The 19,897-nt window shown below is 63.2% G+C and carries 20 protein-coding genes; 11 read left to right on the top strand and 9 right to left on the bottom strand.

What is annotated here, in order from left to right; genetic code table 11:
• The coding region (locus tag ACODSZ_RS14590; RefSeq protein ID WP_488927882.1) for a hypothetical protein at positions 1-183 on the bottom strand (183 nt) is incomplete at its 3' end.
• 201 nt (positions 184-384) lie between these two features.
• Here ACODSZ_RS14590 and ACODSZ_RS14595 point away from each other — a divergent pair.
• The 3 genes from ACODSZ_RS14595 to ACODSZ_RS14605 all read left to right on the top strand — a co-directional run bounded on the left by ACODSZ_RS14595 (position 385) and on the right by ACODSZ_RS14605 (position 5,019).
• A complete protein-coding gene (locus ACODSZ_RS14595) occupies positions 385-1,767 on the top strand; it encodes an MFS family transporter (protein ID WP_008331010.1) in 1,383 nt (460 codons plus the stop codon).
• A 107-nt stretch (positions 1,768-1,874) separates the two neighbouring features.
• Positions 1,875-3,695, top strand: a complete 1,821-nt coding sequence (locus tag ACODSZ_RS14600; protein WP_488927883.1) for a sensor histidine kinase — start codon at positions 1,875-1,877, stop codon at positions 3,693-3,695.
• The gene (locus ACODSZ_RS14605; RefSeq protein WP_488927884.1) at positions 3,688-5,019 is read left to right on the top strand and encodes a sigma-54-dependent transcriptional regulator; all 1,332 of its coding nucleotides are present in this window, start codon (positions 3,688-3,690) and stop codon (positions 5,017-5,019) included. The genes ACODSZ_RS14600 and ACODSZ_RS14605 overlap by 8 nt, the downstream gene beginning before the upstream one ends.
• A 102-nt stretch (positions 5,020-5,121) precedes the next feature.
• Here ACODSZ_RS14605 and ACODSZ_RS14610 read toward each other — a convergent pair whose 3' ends face one another.
• From ACODSZ_RS14610 to ACODSZ_RS14620, 3 genes are read right to left on the bottom strand one after another with little or no spacing between them, the layout of a single operon-like run.
• A complete protein-coding gene (locus tag ACODSZ_RS14610) occupies positions 5,122-5,787 on the bottom strand; it encodes a DUF799 domain-containing protein (protein ID WP_034350810.1) in 666 nt (221 codons plus the stop codon).
• On the bottom strand, positions 5,784-6,155 hold the full coding sequence (locus tag ACODSZ_RS14615; protein WP_008331002.1) for a DUF4810 domain-containing protein: 372 nt from the start codon (positions 6,153-6,155) through the stop codon (positions 5,784-5,786). Before ACODSZ_RS14615 ends, ACODSZ_RS14610 begins: the two co-directional genes overlap by 4 nt.
• 29 nt (positions 6,156-6,184) lie before the next feature.
• On the bottom strand, positions 6,185-6,853 hold the full coding sequence (locus ACODSZ_RS14620) for a CsgG/HfaB family protein (protein WP_008331000.1): 669 nt from the start codon (positions 6,851-6,853) through the stop codon (positions 6,185-6,187).
• A 290-nt stretch (positions 6,854-7,143) separates the two neighbouring features.
• On the opposite strand from ACODSZ_RS14620, the gene ACODSZ_RS14625 reads away from it, so the two are divergent.
• Complete coding sequence (locus ACODSZ_RS14625) at positions 7,144-7,782, top strand: carbonic anhydrase (protein WP_008330998.1); 639 nt, start codon at positions 7,144-7,146, stop codon at positions 7,780-7,782.
• A gap of 31 nt (positions 7,783-7,813) precedes the next feature.
• Here ACODSZ_RS14625 and ACODSZ_RS14630 read toward each other — a convergent pair whose 3' ends face one another.
• Positions 7,814-8,845: an aldo/keto reductase gene (locus ACODSZ_RS14630; RefSeq protein ID WP_488927885.1), complete on the bottom strand. Its 1,032-nt coding sequence runs from the start codon at positions 8,843-8,845 to the stop codon at positions 7,814-7,816.
• Positions 8,842-9,285, bottom strand: a complete 444-nt coding sequence (locus ACODSZ_RS14635) for a MerR family transcriptional regulator (RefSeq protein WP_175343348.1) — start codon at positions 9,283-9,285, stop codon at positions 8,842-8,844. Before ACODSZ_RS14635 ends, ACODSZ_RS14630 begins: the two co-directional genes overlap by 4 nt.
• Before the next feature lie 129 nt (positions 9,286-9,414).
• Between ACODSZ_RS14635 and ACODSZ_RS14640 the strand changes: the two genes are divergently transcribed.
• On the top strand, positions 9,415-10,158 hold the full coding sequence (locus ACODSZ_RS14640) for a hydratase (protein ID WP_488927886.1): 744 nt from the start codon (positions 9,415-9,417) through the stop codon (positions 10,156-10,158).
• A gap of 15 nt (positions 10,159-10,173) precedes the next feature.
• Here ACODSZ_RS14640 and bla read toward each other — a convergent pair whose 3' ends face one another.
• Positions 10,174-11,073, bottom strand: a complete 900-nt coding sequence (gene bla, locus ACODSZ_RS14645) for a class A beta-lactamase (RefSeq protein ID WP_488927887.1) — start codon at positions 11,071-11,073, stop codon at positions 10,174-10,176.
• A 114-nt stretch (positions 11,074-11,187) separates the two neighbouring features.
• Here bla and ACODSZ_RS14650 point away from each other — a divergent pair, with 114 nt between their 5' ends.
• From ACODSZ_RS14650 to ACODSZ_RS14660, 3 genes are all read left to right on the top strand, one after another.
• The gene (locus tag ACODSZ_RS14650) at positions 11,188-12,051 is read left to right on the top strand and encodes a LysR family transcriptional regulator (protein ID WP_488927888.1); all 864 of its coding nucleotides are present in this window, start codon (positions 11,188-11,190) and stop codon (positions 12,049-12,051) included.
• 207 nt (positions 12,052-12,258) lie between these two features.
• Positions 12,259-12,408: a hypothetical protein gene (locus ACODSZ_RS14655; protein ID WP_008330992.1), complete on the top strand. Its 150-nt coding sequence runs from the start codon at positions 12,259-12,261 to the stop codon at positions 12,406-12,408.
• 258 nt (positions 12,409-12,666) lie between these two features.
• On the top strand, positions 12,667-13,896 hold the full coding sequence (locus ACODSZ_RS14660; protein WP_488927889.1) for a cyclic di-GMP phosphodiesterase: 1,230 nt from the start codon (positions 12,667-12,669) through the stop codon (positions 13,894-13,896).
• 53 nt (positions 13,897-13,949) lie between these two features.
• Here ACODSZ_RS14660 and ACODSZ_RS14665 read toward each other — a convergent pair whose 3' ends face one another.
• Both ACODSZ_RS14665 and ACODSZ_RS14670 read right to left on the bottom strand, forming a co-directional pair.
• The gene (locus ACODSZ_RS14665) at positions 13,950-14,939 is read right to left on the bottom strand and encodes a M48 family metallopeptidase (RefSeq protein ID WP_488927890.1); all 990 of its coding nucleotides are present in this window, start codon (positions 14,937-14,939) and stop codon (positions 13,950-13,952) included.
• A 3-nt stretch (positions 14,940-14,942) separates the two neighbouring features.
• The gene (locus tag ACODSZ_RS14670) at positions 14,943-16,064 is read right to left on the bottom strand and encodes a YjgN family protein (RefSeq protein ID WP_488927891.1); all 1,122 of its coding nucleotides are present in this window, start codon (positions 16,062-16,064) and stop codon (positions 14,943-14,945) included.
• 350 nt (positions 16,065-16,414) lie between these two features.
• Between ACODSZ_RS14670 and ACODSZ_RS14675 the strand changes: the two genes are divergently transcribed.
• From ACODSZ_RS14675 to ACODSZ_RS14685, 3 genes are all read left to right on the top strand, one after another.
• Complete coding sequence (locus ACODSZ_RS14675; protein ID WP_008330987.1) at positions 16,415-17,182, top strand: dienelactone hydrolase family protein; 768 nt, start codon at positions 16,415-16,417, stop codon at positions 17,180-17,182.
• Positions 17,183-17,382: 200 nt separating this feature from the next.
• Positions 17,383-18,105 (top strand): gluconate 2-dehydrogenase subunit 3 family protein, encoded by a 723-nt coding sequence (locus ACODSZ_RS14680; protein WP_488927892.1) that lies wholly within the window; start codon positions 17,383-17,385, stop codon positions 18,103-18,105.
• 2 nt (positions 18,106-18,107) lie between these two features.
• On the top strand, positions 18,108-19,889 hold the full coding sequence (locus tag ACODSZ_RS14685; RefSeq protein ID WP_488927893.1) for a GMC family oxidoreductase: 1,782 nt from the start codon (positions 18,108-18,110) through the stop codon (positions 19,887-19,889).
• Positions 19,890-19,897: the final 8 nt, after the last annotated feature.

The following is a 19,897-nucleotide window of genomic DNA, read 5'->3' on the forward strand; positions in this document are numbered from 1 at the left end:
CCCCCCCCCGCTTTTCATTGGGCCCGGGCGAGCGTGGCACCAGCCGATGGTTTGGATGGATTTCCGCACATGTCGCGCAGCAGCATTCCGGGAATCCGCACCGGGTTTGCGGAGCTGTTTGGATTGGATTAAATAAAATCGTTTGAAATCAATGGCTTGCGATTTTTTTGCCGTGTTTTTCATGCTGGCACGAAGCCTGCAATATGAAGCTCAAAACAAAAAAGCAAACACGGAGACAGACACCTGATGCGCTCTCTGCATCGTCTTCACGCGCCTGGTCCTGCTGGCCTCTGCGTTATGCCTTGTTCCGGTTCCATCAAAGCAAGATGACCCGCCGCAGGTCCTGTCCGCCGGACCGGACTGTGGCCATCACAGGAGATATCCATGAGTGTCACCCCGCAAAGCCATGCGCAAACCACGCCCTTGAGCGCTGCTGAATACCGCAAGCGCATCTTCGCCATCCTCGGCGCCTCTTCCGGCAACCTGGTGGAATGGTTCGACTTCTACGTCTATTCCTTCTGTGCGATCTATTTCGCACCGGCCTTCTTCCCCAAGGGCGATCCGACCACCCAGTTGCTCAATACCGCCGGCGTGTTCGCGGCCGGTTTCCTGATGCGTCCCATCGGCGGCTGGCTGTTCGGTCGCATCGCCGACAAGCATGGCCGCAAGACCTCCATGCTGATCTCGGTGCTGATGATGTGCGGCGGCTCGCTGGCCGTGGCCGTCCTGCCGACCTATGCCACCATCGGTGCCTGGGCGCCGGCGCTGCTGCTCTTGGCGCGCCTGTTCCAGGGCCTGTCGGTGGGCGGTGAATATGGCACCTCGGCGACCTACATGAGTGAAGTGGCGCCCAATGGCCGCCGTGGCTTCTTCGCCTCCTTCCAGTACGTGACGCTCATCGGTGGCCAGCTGCTGGCCGTGCTGGTGCTGTTCGCCATGCAGCAGTGGCTGACCAAGGCCGAGCTGATGGCCTGGGGCTGGCGCATTCCCTTCGTGCTGGGCGCGGTCGGTGCGCTGGTGGCGATGTATCTGCGCAGCTCGCTGGCCGAGACCTCTTCGGCCGGTGCCCGCAAGAAGAAGGAAGCCGGTACCCTCAAGGGCTTGCTGCAGCACAAGCGCGCCTTCCTGAACGTGGTGGGCTTCACCGCCGGCGGCTCGCTGATGTTCTACACCTTCACCACCTACATGCAGAAGTATCTGGTCAACACCGCCGGCATGGATCCGAAGATGGCCAATGGTGTCATGACCGGCGCGCTGTTCGTCTACATGATCCTGCAACCGATCTTCGGTGCCCTCTCCGACAAGATCGGCCGCCGCAACTCCATGCTGTGCTTCGCCTTCTTCGGCATGATCGGTACCTTCCCCATCCTGCACTTCCTGAAAGACGTCAGCAGCCCCGGCGTGGCCATGGCGCTGGCGATTCTGGCGCTGACCATCGTCAGCTTCTACACCTCCATCAGCGGCCTGATCAAGGCCGAGATGTTCCCGCCGGAAGTGCGCGCCCTGGGCGTGGGCCTGTCTTATGCGGTGGGCAATGCCATCTTCGGCGGTTCGGCCGAATTCGTGGCGCTGTCGCTGAAGTCGGCGGGGGTGGAATCGGCCTTCTACTGGTACGTCAGTGCACTGTGCCTGGTGGCGCTGATCATCAGCCTGCGCATGCCGGATCCGCAACGTGACGGTCACCTCAAGGGCGATGTCTCCATGAACCCGGACGACGAGCACGGCGACGCCGCTGCCGCTGCCGGCAAGCTGCACAAGCCGGCCTGATCGTGCCCGCCGTTGCGCCACTGCCTGCGGTGGCGCGCGGCGCGTTATGATGATGCCTTCAACGCGGCGCCCTGCGGGGCGCCGCGCTGTTTTCTTCCGTTCTCTTCATGCGCGCACGACGAAACCTGCTGATCCTGACTCTGTTCCTGGCGGCCACCCTGCTGGTCTGCGGGTTGACCTATCGCGTGGCGCTGGGCCGGGCCGAGAGCGACCAGCAGGCCCTGGCCGCCGCGCAGTTGCAGATTGCCGCGCTGGATCTGGAATCGATCCTGCAGAAATATGAAGCCTTGCCCTTTGCGCTGGGCTTCCAGTCCGATGTGCGCCAGGTCTTGCAGCATCCCGAGGATGCGTTCTCGGTGGACCGCCTCAATCGTGCCTTCAAGACCATCCAGCAACAGTCGCGTGCGGTCAATATCTTCATGCTCAACCGTCACGGCGTGACGCTGGCCTCCAGCAACTGGGATGAGGAATTCAGCTATGTCGGGCGCGACTTCGGTTTCCGCCCCTACTTCCGCGAAGCCATCCAGGGGCGGGCAGGGCGCTTCTATGGTATCGGCAACATTTCCAGCGAGCCGGGCTACTTCATCGCCCAGCCGATCTTTCGGCGCCAGGATCAGGCCGAGGGCGACCTGCCCATCGGCGTGATGGTGGTCAAGGTGGACCTGGCGGAGTTTGAGCATACCTGGCGCAGCAGCAATGATCCGATCACGCTCACCGATGCCGGTGGTGTGGTGTTTCTGAGCAATCGTCCCGAATGGAAGTATCACAGCCTGCAAGCCCTGGGCGCGCCGGTACAGCGCGAGCTGGAGGGCACCCACCAGTATGCGGACCTGCCTATCACGCCGGTGACGACCCTGCCGCCGGCCTTGCAGCGCGGATTCGGCATGCACGTGTCGCGCCCGGTGGGGCGGCTGGGATGGAAGTTGATGTTGTTTCCGTCAAAGGCACGCATGCAGCGTTCCGCGATGCAGTCGACCATGGCGGCGGCACTGTTGATGCTGGCGCTGGCCATCTCGCTCTTGGCCTGGTACCAGCACCGGCGCCGCTTGCAGGAACGACTGGCCTCGCGCAACGCCCTGCGCCGTGCTGCCGAGGAACTGGACCAGAAGATCGCCCAGCGTACCGGGGAACTGACCGCGGCCAACCAGGCCATCGCGGCCAAGTACGCCAAGCTGCAGCAGACCGAGAGCCTGTTGCGCACTACCCAGGACGAGCTGGTGCAGGCCGGCAAGCTGGCCATGCTGGGCCAGATGGCGGCGGGCATGACGCATGAACTGAACCAGCCTTTGGCGGCCATCCGAGCCTTTGCCGACAACTCGGTGAAATTCCTGGCGCGGGGTCAGACCGCCCAGGTGGCCGAGAACCTGGAACACATCAGCCATGCCAGTGCCAGCATGGGCAAGATCATCGGCCAGTTGAAGGGGTTTGCGCGCAAGAGCGGCCAGGCCGTGGCGGTGGTCGACCTGCGCCAGGCCGTGGAGACCTCGGTACGGCTGCTTTCCAGCGACTTCCAGAAGCAGGAAGTGGAAACCCGCATCGACATGCCGCTGACCGTGCAGGTGACCGGAGACGCGGTGCGCACCGAGCAGGTCATCGTCAATCTCTTGCGCAATGCCCTCGATGCGGTCGAGGAGGCGCCCCGCAAGTGTGTCTGCGTGATGCTGGAGGTCGATACGGCACGCCAGCAGGCAGTGCTGCGCATTCGCGATTCCGGCGCGGGCATTGCCGACGAGGTCGTGCCGCATCTGTTCGAGCCCTTCTTCACGACCAAGTCGTCGAGCAAGGGGCTGGGCTTGGGACTGGCGATTTCGTCCTCCATCGTGCAGGCCATGAACGGTCAACTGAGTGCGCATAATCATGAACAAGGCGGCGCGGAATTCGTGGTGCGCCTGCCCCTGCTGAAGACGGAGAATGGATCTGATGGATAAACACGCCGCTGCCCCCAGCGCCCTGCTGATCGAAGATGAACAGGCGGTGCGCCGCGCCACGGCCCAGGCACTGGAGCTGGAGGGCTTTACGGTGAGCGCCTGCGCCAGCGCCGAAGAGGCCCTGCCGCTGCTGACCCGCGATTTCCCGGGCGTGCTGGTGACCGATGTACGCCTGCCTGGCTGGTCCGGCTTGCAGGTGCTGACCCATGTCATGCAGATCGATCCGGACCTGCCGGTGATCGTCGTGACCGGTCATGGCGATGTCAGCATGGCGGTGGAGGCCATGCGTGCCGGGGCCTATGACTTCGTGGAGAAGCCCTTCGGTTCGGACAGTCTGCTCGAGATCGTCCTGCGCGCTCAAGAGAAGCGCAGTCTGGTCCTGGAAAACCGCCGCCTGCGCGAGGCCTGGGCGCACGACCCGGAGCTGCCGCCGCTGGTGGGCCAGTCACCTGCCATCGAGCGGGTGCGTACGCTCATCCGCAGCCTCGGTCCGGCCGATGTGGATGTGCTCATCAATGGCCAGACCGGCAGCGGCAAGGAAGTGGTGGCGCGCCAGCTGCATGCCGCCAGTGCCCGCAAGGGCCCCTTCGTGGCGCTGAACTGCGGGGCCTTGCCGGAAACGGTGTTCGAGAGCGAGATCTTCGGTCATGAGGCCGGGGCCTTCACCGGTGCCCAGAAGCGCCGCATCGGCAAGCTGGAATATGCGCATGGCGGCACGCTCTTCCTCGATGAAATCGAGAGCATGCCGCTGGCGTTGCAGGTCAAGCTCTTGCGCGTGCTGCAGGAGCGGCGCCTGGAACGCTTGGGCGGCAACGAGTCCGTGGCCATTGATTGCCGGGTGGTGGCGGCCAGCAAGGTCGATCTGCTCAAGCTCTCCGCCGAGGGACAGTTCCGTGAAGACCTGTATTACCGTATCGGCGTGGTTTCCATCGACCTGCCGGCCTTGAACCAGCGTGGCAGTGATATCCCGCTGTTGCTGGCGCATTTCTGCCAGGCGGCCGCGATGCGCTACCGGCGAGAGATACCGGCCTGGACGGCGGCGCAGATGCAGCAATGGCAGCAGCGCGAATGGCCGGGCAATGTGCGCGAACTGCGCAACTTTGCCGACCGCTGGGTATTGGGAGTGGAACAGATCGCTGCCGTGGGGGGCTCGGCGTCCTTGACGCTGTCCCTGCCGGAACAGGTGGAGCAATTCGAGGCCGGGATGATCGCCACGGCGCTCAGGGAGAGCGAGGGCAGTGTCGCGCAGGCCGCGGAGCGGCTGGGCATCCCGAAGAAGACGCTTTACGACAAGATCCGCAAATATCAGCTGGCGTCCGCTTGAGACTGCTACGTACGTAAAAAACGCCGCTGCGGTGATGCTGCGCAGCGGCGTCATTGCCCTCTGCAGGACTTGCTTGCGCAAGCGCTGCGAGGGGCTTTGGACTCAGTCCTTCTGGTACTGCGGCGAACGCGGACCATACAACAGTCCGTTGGTGCTGCCCGCGCGCAGCAGGCGGTTGCTGGTGACGCTGGCCATCTTGTAGCTGGCATCGGTGGTGGTGCTGATGATCTGGTTGACCACGGCCGAGATCAGCATGCCCAACAGACCATTGTTCTGGTTCTGGCGCTGCTCCGCGCTGGAGGCGCTGGCCGAGCCCTGCCACAGCGTCTTGCCCGAACGCAGGTCGACCAGCTTGGCATCGGCGGCCACCACCGTATCGCTCTGCACCACCTTGTAGGAGGTGCCGTAGTCGGTGATGTTGATGTACAGCGCAGCGTCGGCACCGAAGATGTCATGCAGCTTCTTGACCGGCACCTCGTGGATGTCGGCGGCGTTGGCCAGGCCGTTCTGCTTGAAGGTCTCCGCCGCCAGGGAGACCGGGATCACGTAGTAACCCGATTCCGCCAGGGGTAGCGTGGCCTGCGCGAGCATGCCGTAGGGAGCGATGACTTCGGAAGAGCTGTTCATCGGTGGCAGCACCAGGATCGAGGCCGGACGCGCCGCCTTGAACTCGGCGTAGTCATACGGTTGCTGTTTGTGGGTGGCGCAGCCCGAGGCCAGCAGGACCAGCAGCAGGGCGCCCAGTGCCTTGAATTTGTTGATCATCATTTGCTCAGTCCCTTCTTGTAGTTGCGCATCAGGAAGTCCATATACGGTGCCGATTCCGGGAACAGCGCCTTTTCGGTCTGCAGTTCCTGGACCAGTTGGTCTTCCTTGCCGATGGAGGCATACAGCATGCCCAGGTGGGCGTGGTAGCCCGGCGGCACGGCCTCGTTGTTGGCGCGCATCTTCTGCAGGTTTTCTTCCAGCGCGGCGATCTCGGCTTCATTGCCGTTGCCTTCCGTCTTGAAGTGTTCGTACAGCTGGTCCTGATAATTGCCCCAGCCGTAGAGGGACTTCTGCTGGTGTTTGGCGCAGCCGGAGAGGGCCAGCGCCAGGCCGAGGGCGAACCCGGCAGCGAGCTTCTTGTTCATCATGGTCGGTCTCTTGCGTTCGTGTTGGGGAGTCAGGGCTTCCATGCGCCGGAATCGATGCCGGTGACCAGGTTCTGCACCGCTTCGCGGATGGCCAGGTCGAGTACCTTGCCATTGAGCGTGGAGTCATAGCTGGCGGTGCCGCCGAAGCCGATGATCTCGCGGTTGTCCAGGCTGTATTCGCCTGCGCCCTGCGACGAGTACACCACCTGCGAGGTGTTCACGTCCACGATGTTCAGGTTGACCTTGGCATAGGCCACCTGTGACTTGCCACGACCGAGAATGCCAAACAGCTGGCGATCGCCGGTTTCCTTGCGGCCGAACTCGGTGACATCACCGGTGACCACGTAGTTGGCGCCCTTGAGGGACTGGGTCTGCTTGTTCAGCTTGGCTTCCTGGGCCAGTTCGCCCATGTTGTCGCGGTCCATCACGGAGAAGCGGTTGCTCTGCTGCAGATGGGTGATCAGGATGGTTTTGGCCTGTCCGCCCAGACGGTCCACGCCATCCGAGAAGATGCCGCGCAGATAGCTGGAGCGGTTATCGAACTTGCCGACGGCGATCGGGCTGCGCGCCCCCTGGTACACCTGCTTGGCGCTGGCCACCTGGGCCACCGGCAGACTGCGTGAATTCTCTGTGGCGCAACCCCCGAGCGCCGTTGCCATGGCGACTGCCGCCACGGTCGTGACATACCTGCTGAACATAGTTGTTTCCCCGAATTGTTGATATCGACAAGGGCAGCCCAACTGCCCTTCAAACACCTCGAAAGCGCCCGTGCCTTGCACACCAGCGAGTTTCGATCCGGCAATTTTATCAGCGGACAGGAGCAAAATCTGTAGTAATTTGGCGATATCTTGATCAAATTTAACAAGACGGCGTTATTCCTGATGACGTTCATCATTGTGCGTCGCGGCCGCTGCAAGCGCCGATGATATGATCCGGCTCACGCGGACGCCGGGCGTCCATCTTCATCGAGAATCAAGGCCATTCCCCCATGCGCGACATCATCAATGGCTTCCTGCGTTTCCAGCAGGATGTCTTTCCTTCCCGTAAAGAGTTGTTCAAGAGCCTGGCGACCGGGCAGACCCCCAAGGCGCTGTTCATCTCCTGCTCCGACAGCCGCATGGTGCCCGAACTGGTGACCCAGCGCGAACCGGGCGACCTGTTCGTCATCCGCAATGCCGGCAACATCGTGCCCTCCTTCGGCCCCGAGCCGGGCGGCGTCAGTGCGACCGTGGAGTATGCTGTGGCACAGCTGAAGGTGTCGGACATCGTCATCTGCGGTCACTCCGATTGTGGCGCCATGACGGCGGTGGCCACCTGTGCCTGCCTGGACCACATGCCGGCGGTACGCAACTGGCTGCACCATACCGATGCCGCGCGGATGATCAATGAATCGCGTCACCACGAGACCGAGAAGGATCGCATCGATGGCATGGTGCGCGAGAACGTGATCGCCCAGCTCAACAACATCCGCACCCATCCTTCGGTGGCGGTGGCGCTGGCACAGGGCCGCCTGGGACTGCATGGCTGGGTCTACGACATCGAGACCGGCTCCATCCTGGCGCACGATACCGCCACCAATACCTTCGTGCCGCTGGCTCTGCATCCGGCGGCCAGCAGCGACCACTGAGACTGGCGGCGGGCGGCGCTCGCCTCAGCCTTCAGAGGTTGAGCATCTGCATGCTGGCTTCGGTGTAACGCTCGCCGGCGGCCGCGCCGCGCGGGAAGACCGCCTCCAGCGCCTGCAGATCTTCGGAAGAAAGCTTCACCGAAAACGCGCCCGCGTTTTCTTCCAGATAGCGGCGACGCTTGGTGCCGGGAATGGGCACGACGTGCGGGTCCTGCGCCATCACCCAGGCCAGTGCCAGCTGGCTCGGTGTGCAGCCGTGCTGCGTTGCCATTTCCTTCACTTGTGCCACCAGCCGCAGGTTGCGGGCGAAATTCTCGCCCTGGAAGCGCGGATTGGTGCGGCGGAAATCATCCTCGGCCAGATCCTCGAAGCGCTGCAACGCACCGGTCAGGAAGCCCCGTCCCAGCGGACTGTAGGCCACGAAGCCGATGCCCAGCGCGCGGCAGGTGGCCAGCACATCCGTTTCAGGATCGCGCGTCCACAAGGAATATTCGCTCTGCAGGGCCGTCACCGGGTGTACCCGGTGGGCGCGCTCCAGAGTGGCCGAGGAGGCTTCGGACAAGCCGATGTAGCGGATCTTGCCGGCCTGCACCAGGTCCGCCAGCGCACCCATGGTGGTCTCGATGGGCGTGTTCGGATCGATGCGATGCTGGTAGTAGAGGTCGATGGTCTCGATGCCCAGGCGCTTGAGGCTGCCCTCCACGGCCTGGCGGATATAGGCCGGGCTGCCATCCACGCCGCGTGCAGATGGATGGGCCGGATCGCGCCGGATGCCGAACTTGGTGGCGATGAAGAACTTGTCGCGGCGGCCTTGGAGGGCGCGGCCGATCAGTTCTTCGTTGGTGTAGGGGCCATACATGTCGGCCGTGTCGAGCAGGTTGATGCCCAGTTCGAGGGCGCGGTCGATGGTGGTCAGGGATTCGGCGTCGTCGCGCTGCGCATAGAAATCGCTCATGCCCATGCAGCCCAGGCCGATGGCCGAGACCAGCGGGCCGTTGCTGCCCAGGCGGCGGGTGCCGACGGGTGATTGCGCTGGCAGGTGCGAGGTGTGGGGTTGCGTCATGGTGTCATCCTTTCGGGTTGGGGAGCGGCGGCCTTGTCGCCAGCAGAGGCGGGCAGTGCAGCGCGTACTTGCTGCTCCAGGTCGTCATACAGGGCCAGCTTGTGCTGCAGGACCGCCAGGTTCTCCTGCAACTCGGCCAGGGTATCTTGTACGCACAGCGTATGCGCCTGCAGCATGGCACGGCGCTGGCTGACGCTTTCCACCGTATTGCCGATGCGGCGTAGCTCGGCATAGCGCAGCATGGCGCGTACCGGCAGGCCGGTGGCCTTGAGCTTTTTCAAGAAGGCGATCCAGTTCAGGTCTTCCTGGGTGTAGCGGCGATGGCGGTTGTCGCGCCGCTCCACCGGGTCGAGCAGGCCGATGCGTTCGTAGTAGCGCAGGGTATGCACCGACAGGCCAGTGGCCTCGGACGCCTGGGCAATGGTGAGAGAAGTTGTCATGGCAGCCAGTCTAGAAGTTGGAGTGCGCTCCAAGTCAAGCGCTCCCGCCATTATCGGCATCCTGGTCGGAGTGCGCTGGCAGCCAGTACAATGCGCGCTGCCTTCCCTTCTGTTCCGGAGATTTTCCGCATGCACATCGCTGCCGCCACCCAACTTCTGCTCGACGCCCGCCACAGTGGCCTGGCCCTGGACTGGCGCCGCCTGGCCGTGGGTGATGCCGAGACCGCCTATGCCGTGCAGGACGCGCAATTGCTGCGCCTGGGTCCGGTGGGCGGCTGGAAGGTCGGCAGCAAGGGTGATGGCAGCCTGCCCGGCTGTGCAGCGCTGCCGGCTTCGGGCATCGTGGCATCCGGAAGCGAACTGCGCGGGCCGCAATGGCGCATGCGCGGACTGGAAGTGGAGTTGGCCCTGCGGGTCGGGCGCGATTACGATCCCGGCGAGCAAGAGCCGGATGAAGCCGAGCTGCGCACGGTCTTCGATGCCATCCTGCCGGCCATCGAAGTGGTGGAGACGCGCCTGGGACATCCGCCCTGTACCAATCCCTGGGCCGGCATGGCCGACCTGCAAAGCCACGGCGCACTCATCATCGGTGCCGCCCAGCCGCTGCCTGCCACGCTTTCGTTGCGCCAGATCGTGGCCGGCCTGCACATCGACGGCCAGGAAATCATCCGTACCACCGGCGGCAATCCGGCCGAGCTGTGGACCATGCTGGGCTGGTTGGCGCTGCATTGCGCGCGCCGTGGCCAGCCCTGGCGTGGCGGGCAGATCATCACCACCGGCTCCTGCACCGGCCTGCAGCTGGCGCGGGGAGGGCGGCTGGTGGCGGCGGCGCTCGAGGGCATCGGCGCGGTCTCGTTCAGCTTCGCCGCTTGAAGGGCTGGCCGTTTCTCAGCGCATGAGTTGGCCGATCAGGCGACCCACTTCCGCATGCACCGCATCGCGCCGCGCATCGGTGGCGGCGTTTTCGGTCAGGTAGACGGCAAACAGCAGCGGTGCGCCCTTGTCGGTCCACACCACCCCCACATCGTTGGCCGTGCCCAGGCGCCCGGTACCGGTCTTGTCGCCGACCTTCCAGCGCGCCGGCAGGCCGGCGCGCACACGCTGGTCGCCGGTCCGGTTGGCCACCAGCCACTGCGTGAGCTGCTGGCGCGAGGCCGGAGCAAGCGCATCGTCCAGCAGCAGCCGGCGCAGGTCGGCGGTCATCGCGGCCGGGGTCGTGGTATCGCGAGGGTCGCCAGGGACGGCTTCGTTGAGCGTGGGCTCATTGCGATCCAGCCGGGTGAGATCATCGCCCAACGTGCGCACGAATCGCGTCAGGCCGGCCGGACCGTCCATGCTGGCCAGCATGAGGTTGGCGGCGGTATTGTCCGAGAGGGTCATGGCCGCTTCGCACAACTGCGCCATCGACAGGCCGGCGCCGCCGGTGTGCTTGCCCGTCGTGGGCGAGTAGGGGACCAGGTCTTTCTGGTGATAAACGATGCGCCGGCTCAACTGCTCCTTGCCCTGATCCACGCGGTGCAACACGGCGGCTGCCGCAAGGAACTTGAAGGTACTGCACATGGGGAAGCGCTCATCGGCACGATAGCCCCAGTGGCGAGCACCGGCAGTATCCACCAGCGAAACGCCCAGGCGGCCGCCGATGTCGGCTTCCAGCCGCGACAGGGTATCGGTGAGTGTGGATGAGTCCACAGTTTTACTTGCAACTTGTGGTGCGGCCGCCCAGCTGCGGCTGATCAGGCCGGCCGTGGTCAGGGCGGCAACGGACAGGAAGTGACGTCGTCCAGACATGGATTCTCCTCGATGAATGATGGCAACAGGGCTGCATCATAGGCAGTAGTCGTGGCGCTCACAATTCACGATAATTGGGTGCAAGCCCAAGAAAAACTGATGCCAGGAAATCCCATGTACCTGCCCCTCAATGCGCTGCGTGCCTTCGAAGTCTCGGCCCGCCACCTCTCCTTCACCCGCGCCGCCGAGGAATTGAGCGTGACCCAGACCGCCGTGAGCATGCAGGTCAAGAACCTGGAACAGCGTCTGGGCGTGGCGCTGTTTCGTCGTCTGCCGCGCGGATTGGCGTTGACCGATGAGGGGCTGGCGCTGCTGCCGGTGGTGGCGCAGTCCTTCGGGCGCATTGCCGACGTGCTGGCCCAGTTCGAAGATGGCCGCCGCCGCGAGGTCCTCACCGTCGGTGTGGTGGGTACTTTCGCCGTGGGCTGGCTGATGCCGCGCCTGCGTGAATTCCAGCAGCAGCATCCCTTCGTGGATCTGCGCCTGCTCACCAACAACAATCGTGTGGATCTGGCCGGGGAGGGGCTCGATTACGCGATCCGTTTTGGCGATGGTGCGTGGCACGGCACCGAGGCTGAACGTTTGTTCGAAGCGCCGCTGGCCCCGATGTGTGCCCCCGAGATCGCCGCGCGCTTGCGCGCGCCCTCCGACCTGGCGGCCGAGACCTTGCTGCGCTCCTATCGCAGCGATGAGTGGCGCCGCTGGTTTGCGGCAGCCGGTGTGCCTTGCCCGCCCTTGCGCGGCTTCGTATTTGATTCCTCGCTGGCGCTGGCCGAGGCCGCTGCGCAAGAGGCGGGAGTGGCCTTGCTGCCGGTACTGATGTTCGAGCGCGAACTGCGGCAGGGGCGCCTGCTCTGTCCCTTCGGGCAGCGCATCGTATTGGGTGCCTACTGGCTCACGCGCCTGAAGTCACGGCCGCAAACCGCTGCCATGGCGGCTTTCCGGGGATGGTTGCAGACACATGCGGACGGCATGTAGGTGATGCTGAAGTGATGACTACGCGCAACAACCACAGCGATGTCAGAGAAATCCTGATGGACGTCCGGCCGTCCTGCACATAGAATAAATAATATAAACAATTTATACGGTTCGTGCCGGCCGTATGAATCAGGACCATGGACAGACCGGCACTGGCGGAAAAACCTTCGGGACCTGCCATCAGTCATTAGTGAAAGGGGGTAAGTCATGCGCTACTTCGCACAACTCTATCGCAAGCTGGTTGATTTTCTCAACGACTCCAGCGAGCTCGACACCGGATCGCACCGTGGTGCGCCGCATTGCTGCAGCCTCTATTCGGGTTTGTCGAGCATGTCGCAGGACGAGCAGCGCCACTGAGTTCGCACTCACTGCGCCAGCTTCATCTGCCAACCCGGGCCGCGCCAGCGCCCCGGGTTTTTGTTTTTCTGTCGGGCCATCCCTTGCCTGTTGCCGTGGCAGCCGACACCCTGTGCCGTCGTGGCATCGTTTGAGATTAGGTGTTTTCTTTAATAGGTGTCGTCAGAAAATTGCTGCTAATCAAGCCGCTGAAGATGTAATACAGTCGCGCAACAGCCCGAGGCAGCATCGCGGCAATGCACCTTTTCTCAAATGCAGATGGCACAACTCAAAAAAATCAGCATCAACGACTTGGCCGTGGGGATGTATTTCTCCGGCTTCGATGGCTCATGGATCGAGCATCCCTTCTGGCGCAGCAAGTTCAAGATCGAGCACGCAGCCGACGTAAGCCGGGCGCGCAGTGCCGGCTTCGAATTCTGCTGGATCGATCTGTCACTGGGGCGCGATGTCATTGCTCACCAGCCCATCGCGGACGTGGCCGTTGCGCCGCCTGCGCCGGTCACTGCGGAGGAGGAGTATCGCAATGAACTCAACGAAGCCTTGCGGCTTTACGAGAGTGCCAAGGAATCGACCCGGCAGATGTTCCGGCAGGCCCGTCTGGGCAAGACCCTGGATGTCGAGAAATGCCAGGACCTGGTGGAGGAAATCGCCGCCTCGGTCACGCGCAATTCGAACGCCCTGCTCAGCATCATCCGCCTCAAGCGCGCCGATGAATACACCTACCTGCACTCCATCGCCGTCTGTACCATGATGGTGGCTCTGGCGCGCACCCTGGGCATGGACAGCACGGCCTGCAAGGAAGCCGGACTGTCCGGCTACCTGCATGACGTGGGCAAGGCCTTTATTCCGCTGGAGGTACTGAACAAGCCGGGCAAACTGACCGACCAGGAATTTCGTATCATCCAGCGCCACCCCACGCTGGGTTATGAATACCTGAGCGGCTTCGCCGACGTACCGGACTATGTTCTCGACGTGTGCCTGCATCATCACGAAAAGGTCGATGGCACCGGTTACCCGGGGCGCCAGCAGGGCAACCAGATCGGCCTGTATTCGCGCATGGCCGCCGTGTGCGACGTGTACGACGCTGTCACCTCCGATCGCACCTACAAGTCCGCCTGGGATCCGGCCGAGTCACTGGCCCGCATGGCGACCTGGCAGGGGCACTTCGATCGTCCCATCTTCCTGACCTTCGTCAAGACGCTGGGCATCTATCCCGTCGGGTCCATCGTCAAGCTGCGTTCTGGCCGTACTGCGCTGGTCATTCGCCAGAACCAGAAGGATCTCACCCGGCCTGTGGTCAAGGCGTTTGCAACGGCCCTGTCGATCGAGGCCCTGGAGAGCGAGATCATCGACCTGTCCGCACCGGACCAGGAGGATGCCATCAGTGAGCGCAGCGGGCAGGACTGGATCCGCAGCAACGGGCTGGTGCTGGACTCACTCAAGGCACTGGTGGAGGGCGGCGAGAGCCCGGGAGAGGCCAGGCCTTAGGGCCTGGTCACGTTGAATCTACTCGTAGATTTCATGGGAACAGGCCTTGGTCCTCAGCGCGAGCCGAGGATATGTGCGATGCGTTCCTCATTGGCCGGGTGGCTGGAGAGATAACGCGCGGCCTGGCCATCCTTGTCCATCTCTCCCAGCTTCTCGAACACCAGCGCCAGCTTCTGACGCGGCAGGCCATTGGCCTTGAACATGGCAATGGCGTAATCATCGGCCTCGCGTTCGATGTCGCGCGAATACTTCAGATCCAGCAACACCGTAGGGATGTTGGCCAGCACCGCCGAGACATCGCCAAACAGAGCGGTGGCCATGGCGGCAATGGCCGAACTCTGGATCAGTCGCCGCATCAGGTGGCGGCGGTGCACATGGCCCAGTTCGTGGGCCAATACCCCCATGAGGGCATCATCATCGTCCAGCAACTGCACGATCTCGTCAGTGACCACGATCTGCCCGGAGGGCAGGGCGAAGGCATTGGGCCCGATGCGGCTCTTGCGAAACACGATCTCGTAATCGGGCGCATCCGGCAGCGGCGTCGTCAAGGCGCGAAAGCGCGCCGTGATGGCCTGCGCACGGTGCGTATCGAGCTGGCTGGGTGACAGCACCCGCTTATCGAGGAAGTCCAGCGTGTCCTGTCCGACCTGGCGATCCACCGACACCGGCAGCATGGCGGTGATGCCCTGGGCCGCCAGCGGCAGCAGATAGAGGTAGCTCAGGACCACCACCGCCACCAGGATCGCGCAGGCCGTCAGTGCGTGGAACCAGCTCTGCTGCAGCCGCACCACCAGTGAATCGCGCTGGCCGATCCCGCGCAGCAAGGCGCTGAAGGCCGCGCCATCGATGATCTCCAGATAGGCACCATCGGGGAAGCTGACCTTGCGCGCCGCGCGGTTCAGGCGCTCGGAAACGTGCAACCCGGCAATCGGGCAATCCCGCTCCACCTCCCCGCGTACCTGGGCCACGCCATCGCTGACGGTGAGCGTGACCAGGTAGCGTCTCGAGGTCTTGCCATCGTAATAGGAAGCCGAGACTGTCATGGCTTACATCGACAGGTCGAAGTCGAGCAGATCGCCCAGGCCCTCGCCGGTCGCCGAGCCGGGCGATTCGCTGGAAGCGATGAAGTCGTCCAGGCTGCCTGCCGGCAGCAAGGTAACCGACTCGATGCGATAGCGCATCATGCGTACCTGCGCGAAGGGCGTGAACAGGCCCAGCGTCACGGCAATGCCCAGCACGTTGGTCAGCAGGATGACGGCCGTGCGGCCCCAGCGCATGCGGCTCTGGAAGCGATGTTCACCCAGGCGGGTATTGTTCCAGACCAGGTTCTGCAGCAGCGTCAGCCACAGCGGAATGATCAGGAAGGACCAGACGTAGAGGGCCAGCAGCATGAGCGAGAAGACCAGGATCGAACCTGCGCCCGACTCGATCGCCCGGAACAAGGCCATGCCGCCAAAGCTGATGACGATGAGCGCCGAGCCGGCGATCCAGCCACCGATGCCGGCCAGGTAGGCCAGGTAGAACGCGCCGACTGAACCATGGAAGGAGAAGTGGGTGGAGCCGAAGCGCGTCTCATTGTGCTGGAAGCGCTTGAAGCGCTGTGCCGCCATCGGCATGAGCAGGCCCACGCTGAAGACGCCGATCATCGGCCACAGCAGGAAGTTCTTGAAGGCACCGCCGAAGCTGCCGCGAAAACCGAAGCGGATGCCGCGATAGCTGGTGTTGTAGAGCTTGAATTGCAGGCTGCGCCAGATCAGCCAGGGGCTGGCCAACATGAGGATCAGCGCGGCGATCAGGCCAAGCAGGATGTTGATGTAGCCGGCGAGCTGGTAAGCCACCAGCAATACCACGGCCAGGATGCGTCCCTTGAGGATGGCCACGGGATTGCCGTGATAGTCGAAGCTGGCCCCGGCCACCGAGGTGTTGTCGTAGAAGTAGCGCAGTCGGCGCACCTTGGCCCAGGCGGAATAGATGCCCAGCGTCACCACGGACAGCAGCAGGTTGACGATCCAGATACGGAAATATTCGGAACCGCGCCCGCTGAAGGAAAACGCCTGTGGTGCACGGTGATCGGCAGAATCGCGCAGGGCGGTGGCAAAGGTGCCCGGCTCATTGGATGCAGACGGAGGAGGGACGGCGGCGTCAGGCAAATCGGAATGGTCGTTCATGGAAACTCTTGTGTTGGTCGTTGTATGGAAGAGGTCTGCCGATGGGGTCGGGCAAGAATCCATTGCTCGCAAGTAAAAGTCAAGTTGGCGGGCATCTCCATGTGACTTGTATGGATTTTGTAGGGGCGCACCTCGCATTTTTTCGAGCCTCATTGGTCTGGCCTTCTGCAGAAATGCACTGTTTGTGCGAACATTGCTGCCCACATGCGGTCAAGGCAAGGGCATGGCGGCGGCGCCAACAGCGCGGCCTCGCAGCAATGATTGTCCGCATTCGCGCCAAACAAAAGTTTCCTGAGCGTCGCCTGGTCTCCACGCCCGGCGACGTTTGCCAACCAAAGGAGCCTCCATCCATGTCCACGTCCTGGAACACCGCCGCCATCGCCGAGAAGCTCGGCATTCCTGTCACCGACCTCGGCATCGAGACCATCGCCCACAGCGCCGATGGCATCGATTACGAAAGCGTGCTCCTCTACAACAAGGCGCAAGCCCCGGTCTCCGGTGTACTGAGCGTTCCCAATTACTTCGGGCTGCGCCAGCAGGCGCTGGAAATCGCCGCCACCACTATCGGTGCGGGCCATGCCATCCTGGTGGCCGATGTGTTCGGCAAGACCCTGCGTCCGGGTAATCCGGACGAAGCTCTGGCGGCCATCATCCCGCTCAAGAAGGATCGCGCCGAACTGCGCAAGCGCATGCACGGCGCGCTCAAGGTCTTGCGCGAGCAGTCCTTCGTCAAGCTCGATGCGTCCAGGCTGGGCGCCTGCGGTTTCTGTTTCGGTGGCACGGCGGCGCTGGAGCTGGCGCGTGATGGCGCTGAGCTGCGCGGCACGGTCTCGCTGCATGGTGCGCTCGATACCCCGGCTCCGGCCGAGAGCAAGATCAAGGGCGCGGTACTGGTGCTGCACGGCGTGCAGGATCCGTCGGTGCCACGCGATCAGGTCAATGGCTTCATCGACGAGATGAGCGCCCTGAAGATCGACTGGCAACTGGTCAACTATGGTCAGGCAGGTCATTCCTTCACCGATCCGGATGCCAACCATCCCGGCTTCTTCTACCACCGCCAGACCGCCGAGCGCGCCGCTGTCGCCTTGCAGGATTTCTTCGGCGAAGTGCTGGCCTGATGTAAATCAGGCACCGCAGGGCGGCAGCCCTGCCGGTCTGAGTCTCACCCTGTGCGGCTGCGCCCGACGACACCGCACAGGGGCTACACCATAACAAGAAGAGAACGCGTCCATTCGGCACGCAGGGGAGCTTCATCCTTGCATGGCGTGTTGCCAGCGTCCCGCATACCCTCGTCAAATCCCACGTCCAAAGGATACTCATGTCACAAGATAAAGAGCCCAGGCGGCGCTTCCTGCGCCAGGTGTTGGCCATCGTCCCAGCCGCGACCACGCTAGGCGGCGCCACCACCGCAGCAGTCAGCCAACCGGCAATGGCCGACAGCAGCGAGCCGGGCAAGGCCCGCGCCTACACCCCCAGCTACTTCACCGCGCCCGAATGGGCCTTCCTCAACGCCGCCGTCGATCATCTCATCCCCTCGGACCAGTACGGTGCCGGTGCACTGGAGACCGGCGTGCCCGAGTTCATCGACCGCCAGATGGAAACGCCCTATGGCGCCGGCAAGCTGTGGTACATGCAGGGTCCTTTTCACCCGGACAGCGCGCCTGAACTGGGCTACCAGCTCTCGCTGGTACCGCGCGACATCTATCGCCAGGGCATTGCCGCCTGCAATGACTGGTGCAGCAAGAACCACGGCAAGGTCTTCGTCGAACTCGACAAGGCCAAGCAGCTGGAAGTACTCAAGATGATGGAAGGCGGCAAGATCAGCTTCGATACGGTGCCGGCCAAGACCTTCTTCAGCTTCATGCTGGGCAATACCAAGGAAGGTTATTTCGCCGACCCGATGTACGGCGGCAACCAGAAGATGGGCGGCTGGAAGATGGTCGGCTTCCCCGGTGCGCGTGCCGATTACGCCGACTGGGTGGACCAATACAACGTCAAGTATCCATACGGCCCCGTGTCGATTCTGGGAGAGAAGGGCTGATCATGGCTATCAAAAAAGACAAAGTGGATGTAGTGATGGTGGGCCTGGGCTGGACCGGCTCCATCATGGGCATGGAGCTCACCGAAGCCGGCCTGAACGTGCTGGCGCTGGAGCGCGGCGACATGCGTGATACCAATACCGATACGCCTTATCCGAAGGCGGTCGATGAACTGAAATACTCGGTGCGCGGCGCGTTGTTCCAGGACCTCTCGCGCGAGACCGTGACGATCCGCCATGCGCTCTCCGATGTGGCGGTGCCGTATCGTCAGCATGGCTCCTTCCTCTTGGGTGATGGCGTGGGCGGTGCCGGTTTCCACTGGAACGGCATGATGTACCGCAACCTGCCTGAAGAACTGGAAATGCGCTCCCACTACGAGCAGAAGTACGGCAAGAAATTCATCCCCGAGGACATGACCATCCAGGACCATGGCGTGACCTACAAGGAACTGGAGCCGTTCTACGATTTCTCGGAAAAGGTCATGGCCGTCTCCGGCAAGGCCGGCAATCTGAAGGGGCAGATCGTGCCCGGTGGCAATCCGCTGGAAGCCGAGCGCAGCGATGAATTCCCGACCCCGCCGCTGCAATACCAGTATGCTGCTTCGCTGGTGGAGAAGGCCATGCGCGATGTCGGCTACCACCCCTATCCCGCGCCGGCGGCCAATGCCTCGCAGCCCTTCACCAATCCGTACGGCGTACGCATCGGCCCCTGCAACTACTGCGGCTTCTGCGAGAACTACGGTTGCTACATGTATTCGAAGGCTTCGCCGCAGACCACCATCCTGCCGGTGCTGTTGAAGCGCAAGAACTTCGAAGTGCGTACCAAGGCGCAGGTCATCAAGGTCAACCTGGATGCCTCCGGCAAGCGCGCCACCGGCGTCACCTACATCGATGCCCAGGGCCGCGAGGTCGAGCAGCCGGCCGATCTGGTGCTGCTGACCGCGTTCCAGACCCACAACGTGCGCCTGCTGCTGCTCTCGGGCATTGGCAAGCCGTATGACCCGGTCACTGGTGAAGGCGTGGTCGGCAAGAACTTCGCCTACCAGTACAACGGGGGCATCAACGTGGTCATGCCCAAGGGGACCCAGTTCAATCCCTTTATCGGCACCGGCGCCGGTGGTGTGGGCATGGACGACCTCAACGGCGACCAGTTCGATCACGGTCCGCTGGGCTTCATCGGCGGCGCCTCGATCCGTCACGTGCGCACCGGTGGTCGGCCCATCAAGCAGGCCGGCACCATGCCCGGCGAGAAGGTCCCCAGCTGGGGTTCGGAATGGAAGGCCAGCGTGCAGGACAGCTATCAGCGCACGCTCACCATCGGCATGTCCGGTTCGGTGATGGCCTATCGCGACTGCTACCTGTCGCTGGACCCGACCTACAAGGATGCCAACGGCCAGCCGCTGCTGCGCCTGACCCTGAACTGGAAGGAAAACGAAGGCAAGATGCTGACCTACATCGCAGGCCAGATGGAGAAGGTCGGCCAGGCCATGAATCCGGAAAAGGTCATCAAGGCCGTGCGCAAGACCGGTTCGTCCTGGGATACCCGGGTCTATCAGTCGACTCACCTGACCGGCGGCGCGATCATGGGAACGACGCCCAAGAACAGCGTGGTCAACAAGTATCTGCAAAGCTGGGACGTGCCCAACGTGTTCGTCTACGGAGCCTGTGCCTTCCCGCAGAACATGGGCTACAACCCGACCGGGCTGGTCACGGCGCTGGCGTATCACTCCGCCAGAGCCATTCGTGAGCAGTATCTGAAAAACCCCGGCCCGCTGGTGCAGGCATAAGGATGACG

The sequence above is a fragment of the Herbaspirillum sp. FG34 genome (assembly GCF_057809315.1).

Coding starts and splice junctions, on each gene's coding strand:
- ACODSZ_RS14595 (WP_008331010.1), top strand. CDS start 385: ATGAGTGTCACCCCGCAAAGCCATGCGCAAACCACGCCCTTGAGCGCT.
- ACODSZ_RS14600 (WP_488927883.1), top strand. CDS start 1,875: ATGCGCGCACGACGAAACCTGCTGATCCTGACTCTGTTCCTGGCGGCC.
- ACODSZ_RS14605 (WP_488927884.1), top strand. CDS start 3,688: ATGGATAAACACGCCGCTGCCCCCAGCGCCCTGCTGATCGAAGATGAA.
- ACODSZ_RS14610 (WP_034350810.1), bottom strand. CDS start 5,787: ATGATGATCAACAAATTCAAGGCACTGGGCGCCCTGCTGCTGGTCCTG.
- ACODSZ_RS14615 (WP_008331002.1), bottom strand. CDS start 6,155: ATGATGAACAAGAAGCTCGCTGCCGGGTTCGCCCTCGGCCTGGCGCTG.
- ACODSZ_RS14620 (WP_008331000.1), bottom strand. CDS start 6,853: ATGTTCAGCAGGTATGTCACGACCGTGGCGGCAGTCGCCATGGCAACG.
- ACODSZ_RS14625 (WP_008330998.1), top strand. CDS start 7,144: ATGCGCGACATCATCAATGGCTTCCTGCGTTTCCAGCAGGATGTCTTT.
- ACODSZ_RS14630 (WP_488927885.1), bottom strand. CDS start 8,845: ATGACGCAACCCCACACCTCGCACCTGCCAGCGCAATCACCCGTCGGC.
- ACODSZ_RS14635 (WP_175343348.1), bottom strand. CDS start 9,285: ATGACAACTTCTCTCACCATTGCCCAGGCGTCCGAGGCCACTGGCCTG.
- ACODSZ_RS14640 (WP_488927886.1), top strand. CDS start 9,415: ATGCACATCGCTGCCGCCACCCAACTTCTGCTCGACGCCCGCCACAGT.
- bla (WP_488927887.1), bottom strand. CDS start 11,073: ATGTCTGGACGACGTCACTTCCTGTCCGTTGCCGCCCTGACCACGGCC.
- ACODSZ_RS14650 (WP_488927888.1), top strand. CDS start 11,188: ATGTACCTGCCCCTCAATGCGCTGCGTGCCTTCGAAGTCTCGGCCCGC.
- ACODSZ_RS14655 (WP_008330992.1), top strand. CDS start 12,259: ATGCGCTACTTCGCACAACTCTATCGCAAGCTGGTTGATTTTCTCAAC.
- ACODSZ_RS14660 (WP_488927889.1), top strand. CDS start 12,667: ATGGCACAACTCAAAAAAATCAGCATCAACGACTTGGCCGTGGGGATG.
- ACODSZ_RS14665 (WP_488927890.1), bottom strand. CDS start 14,939: ATGACAGTCTCGGCTTCCTATTACGATGGCAAGACCTCGAGACGCTAC.
- ACODSZ_RS14670 (WP_488927891.1), bottom strand. CDS start 16,064: ATGAACGACCATTCCGATTTGCCTGACGCCGCCGTCCCTCCTCCGTCT.
- ACODSZ_RS14675 (WP_008330987.1), top strand. CDS start 16,415: ATGTCCACGTCCTGGAACACCGCCGCCATCGCCGAGAAGCTCGGCATT.
- ACODSZ_RS14680 (WP_488927892.1), top strand. CDS start 17,383: ATGTCACAAGATAAAGAGCCCAGGCGGCGCTTCCTGCGCCAGGTGTTG.
- ACODSZ_RS14685 (WP_488927893.1), top strand. CDS start 18,108: ATGGCTATCAAAAAAGACAAAGTGGATGTAGTGATGGTGGGCCTGGGC.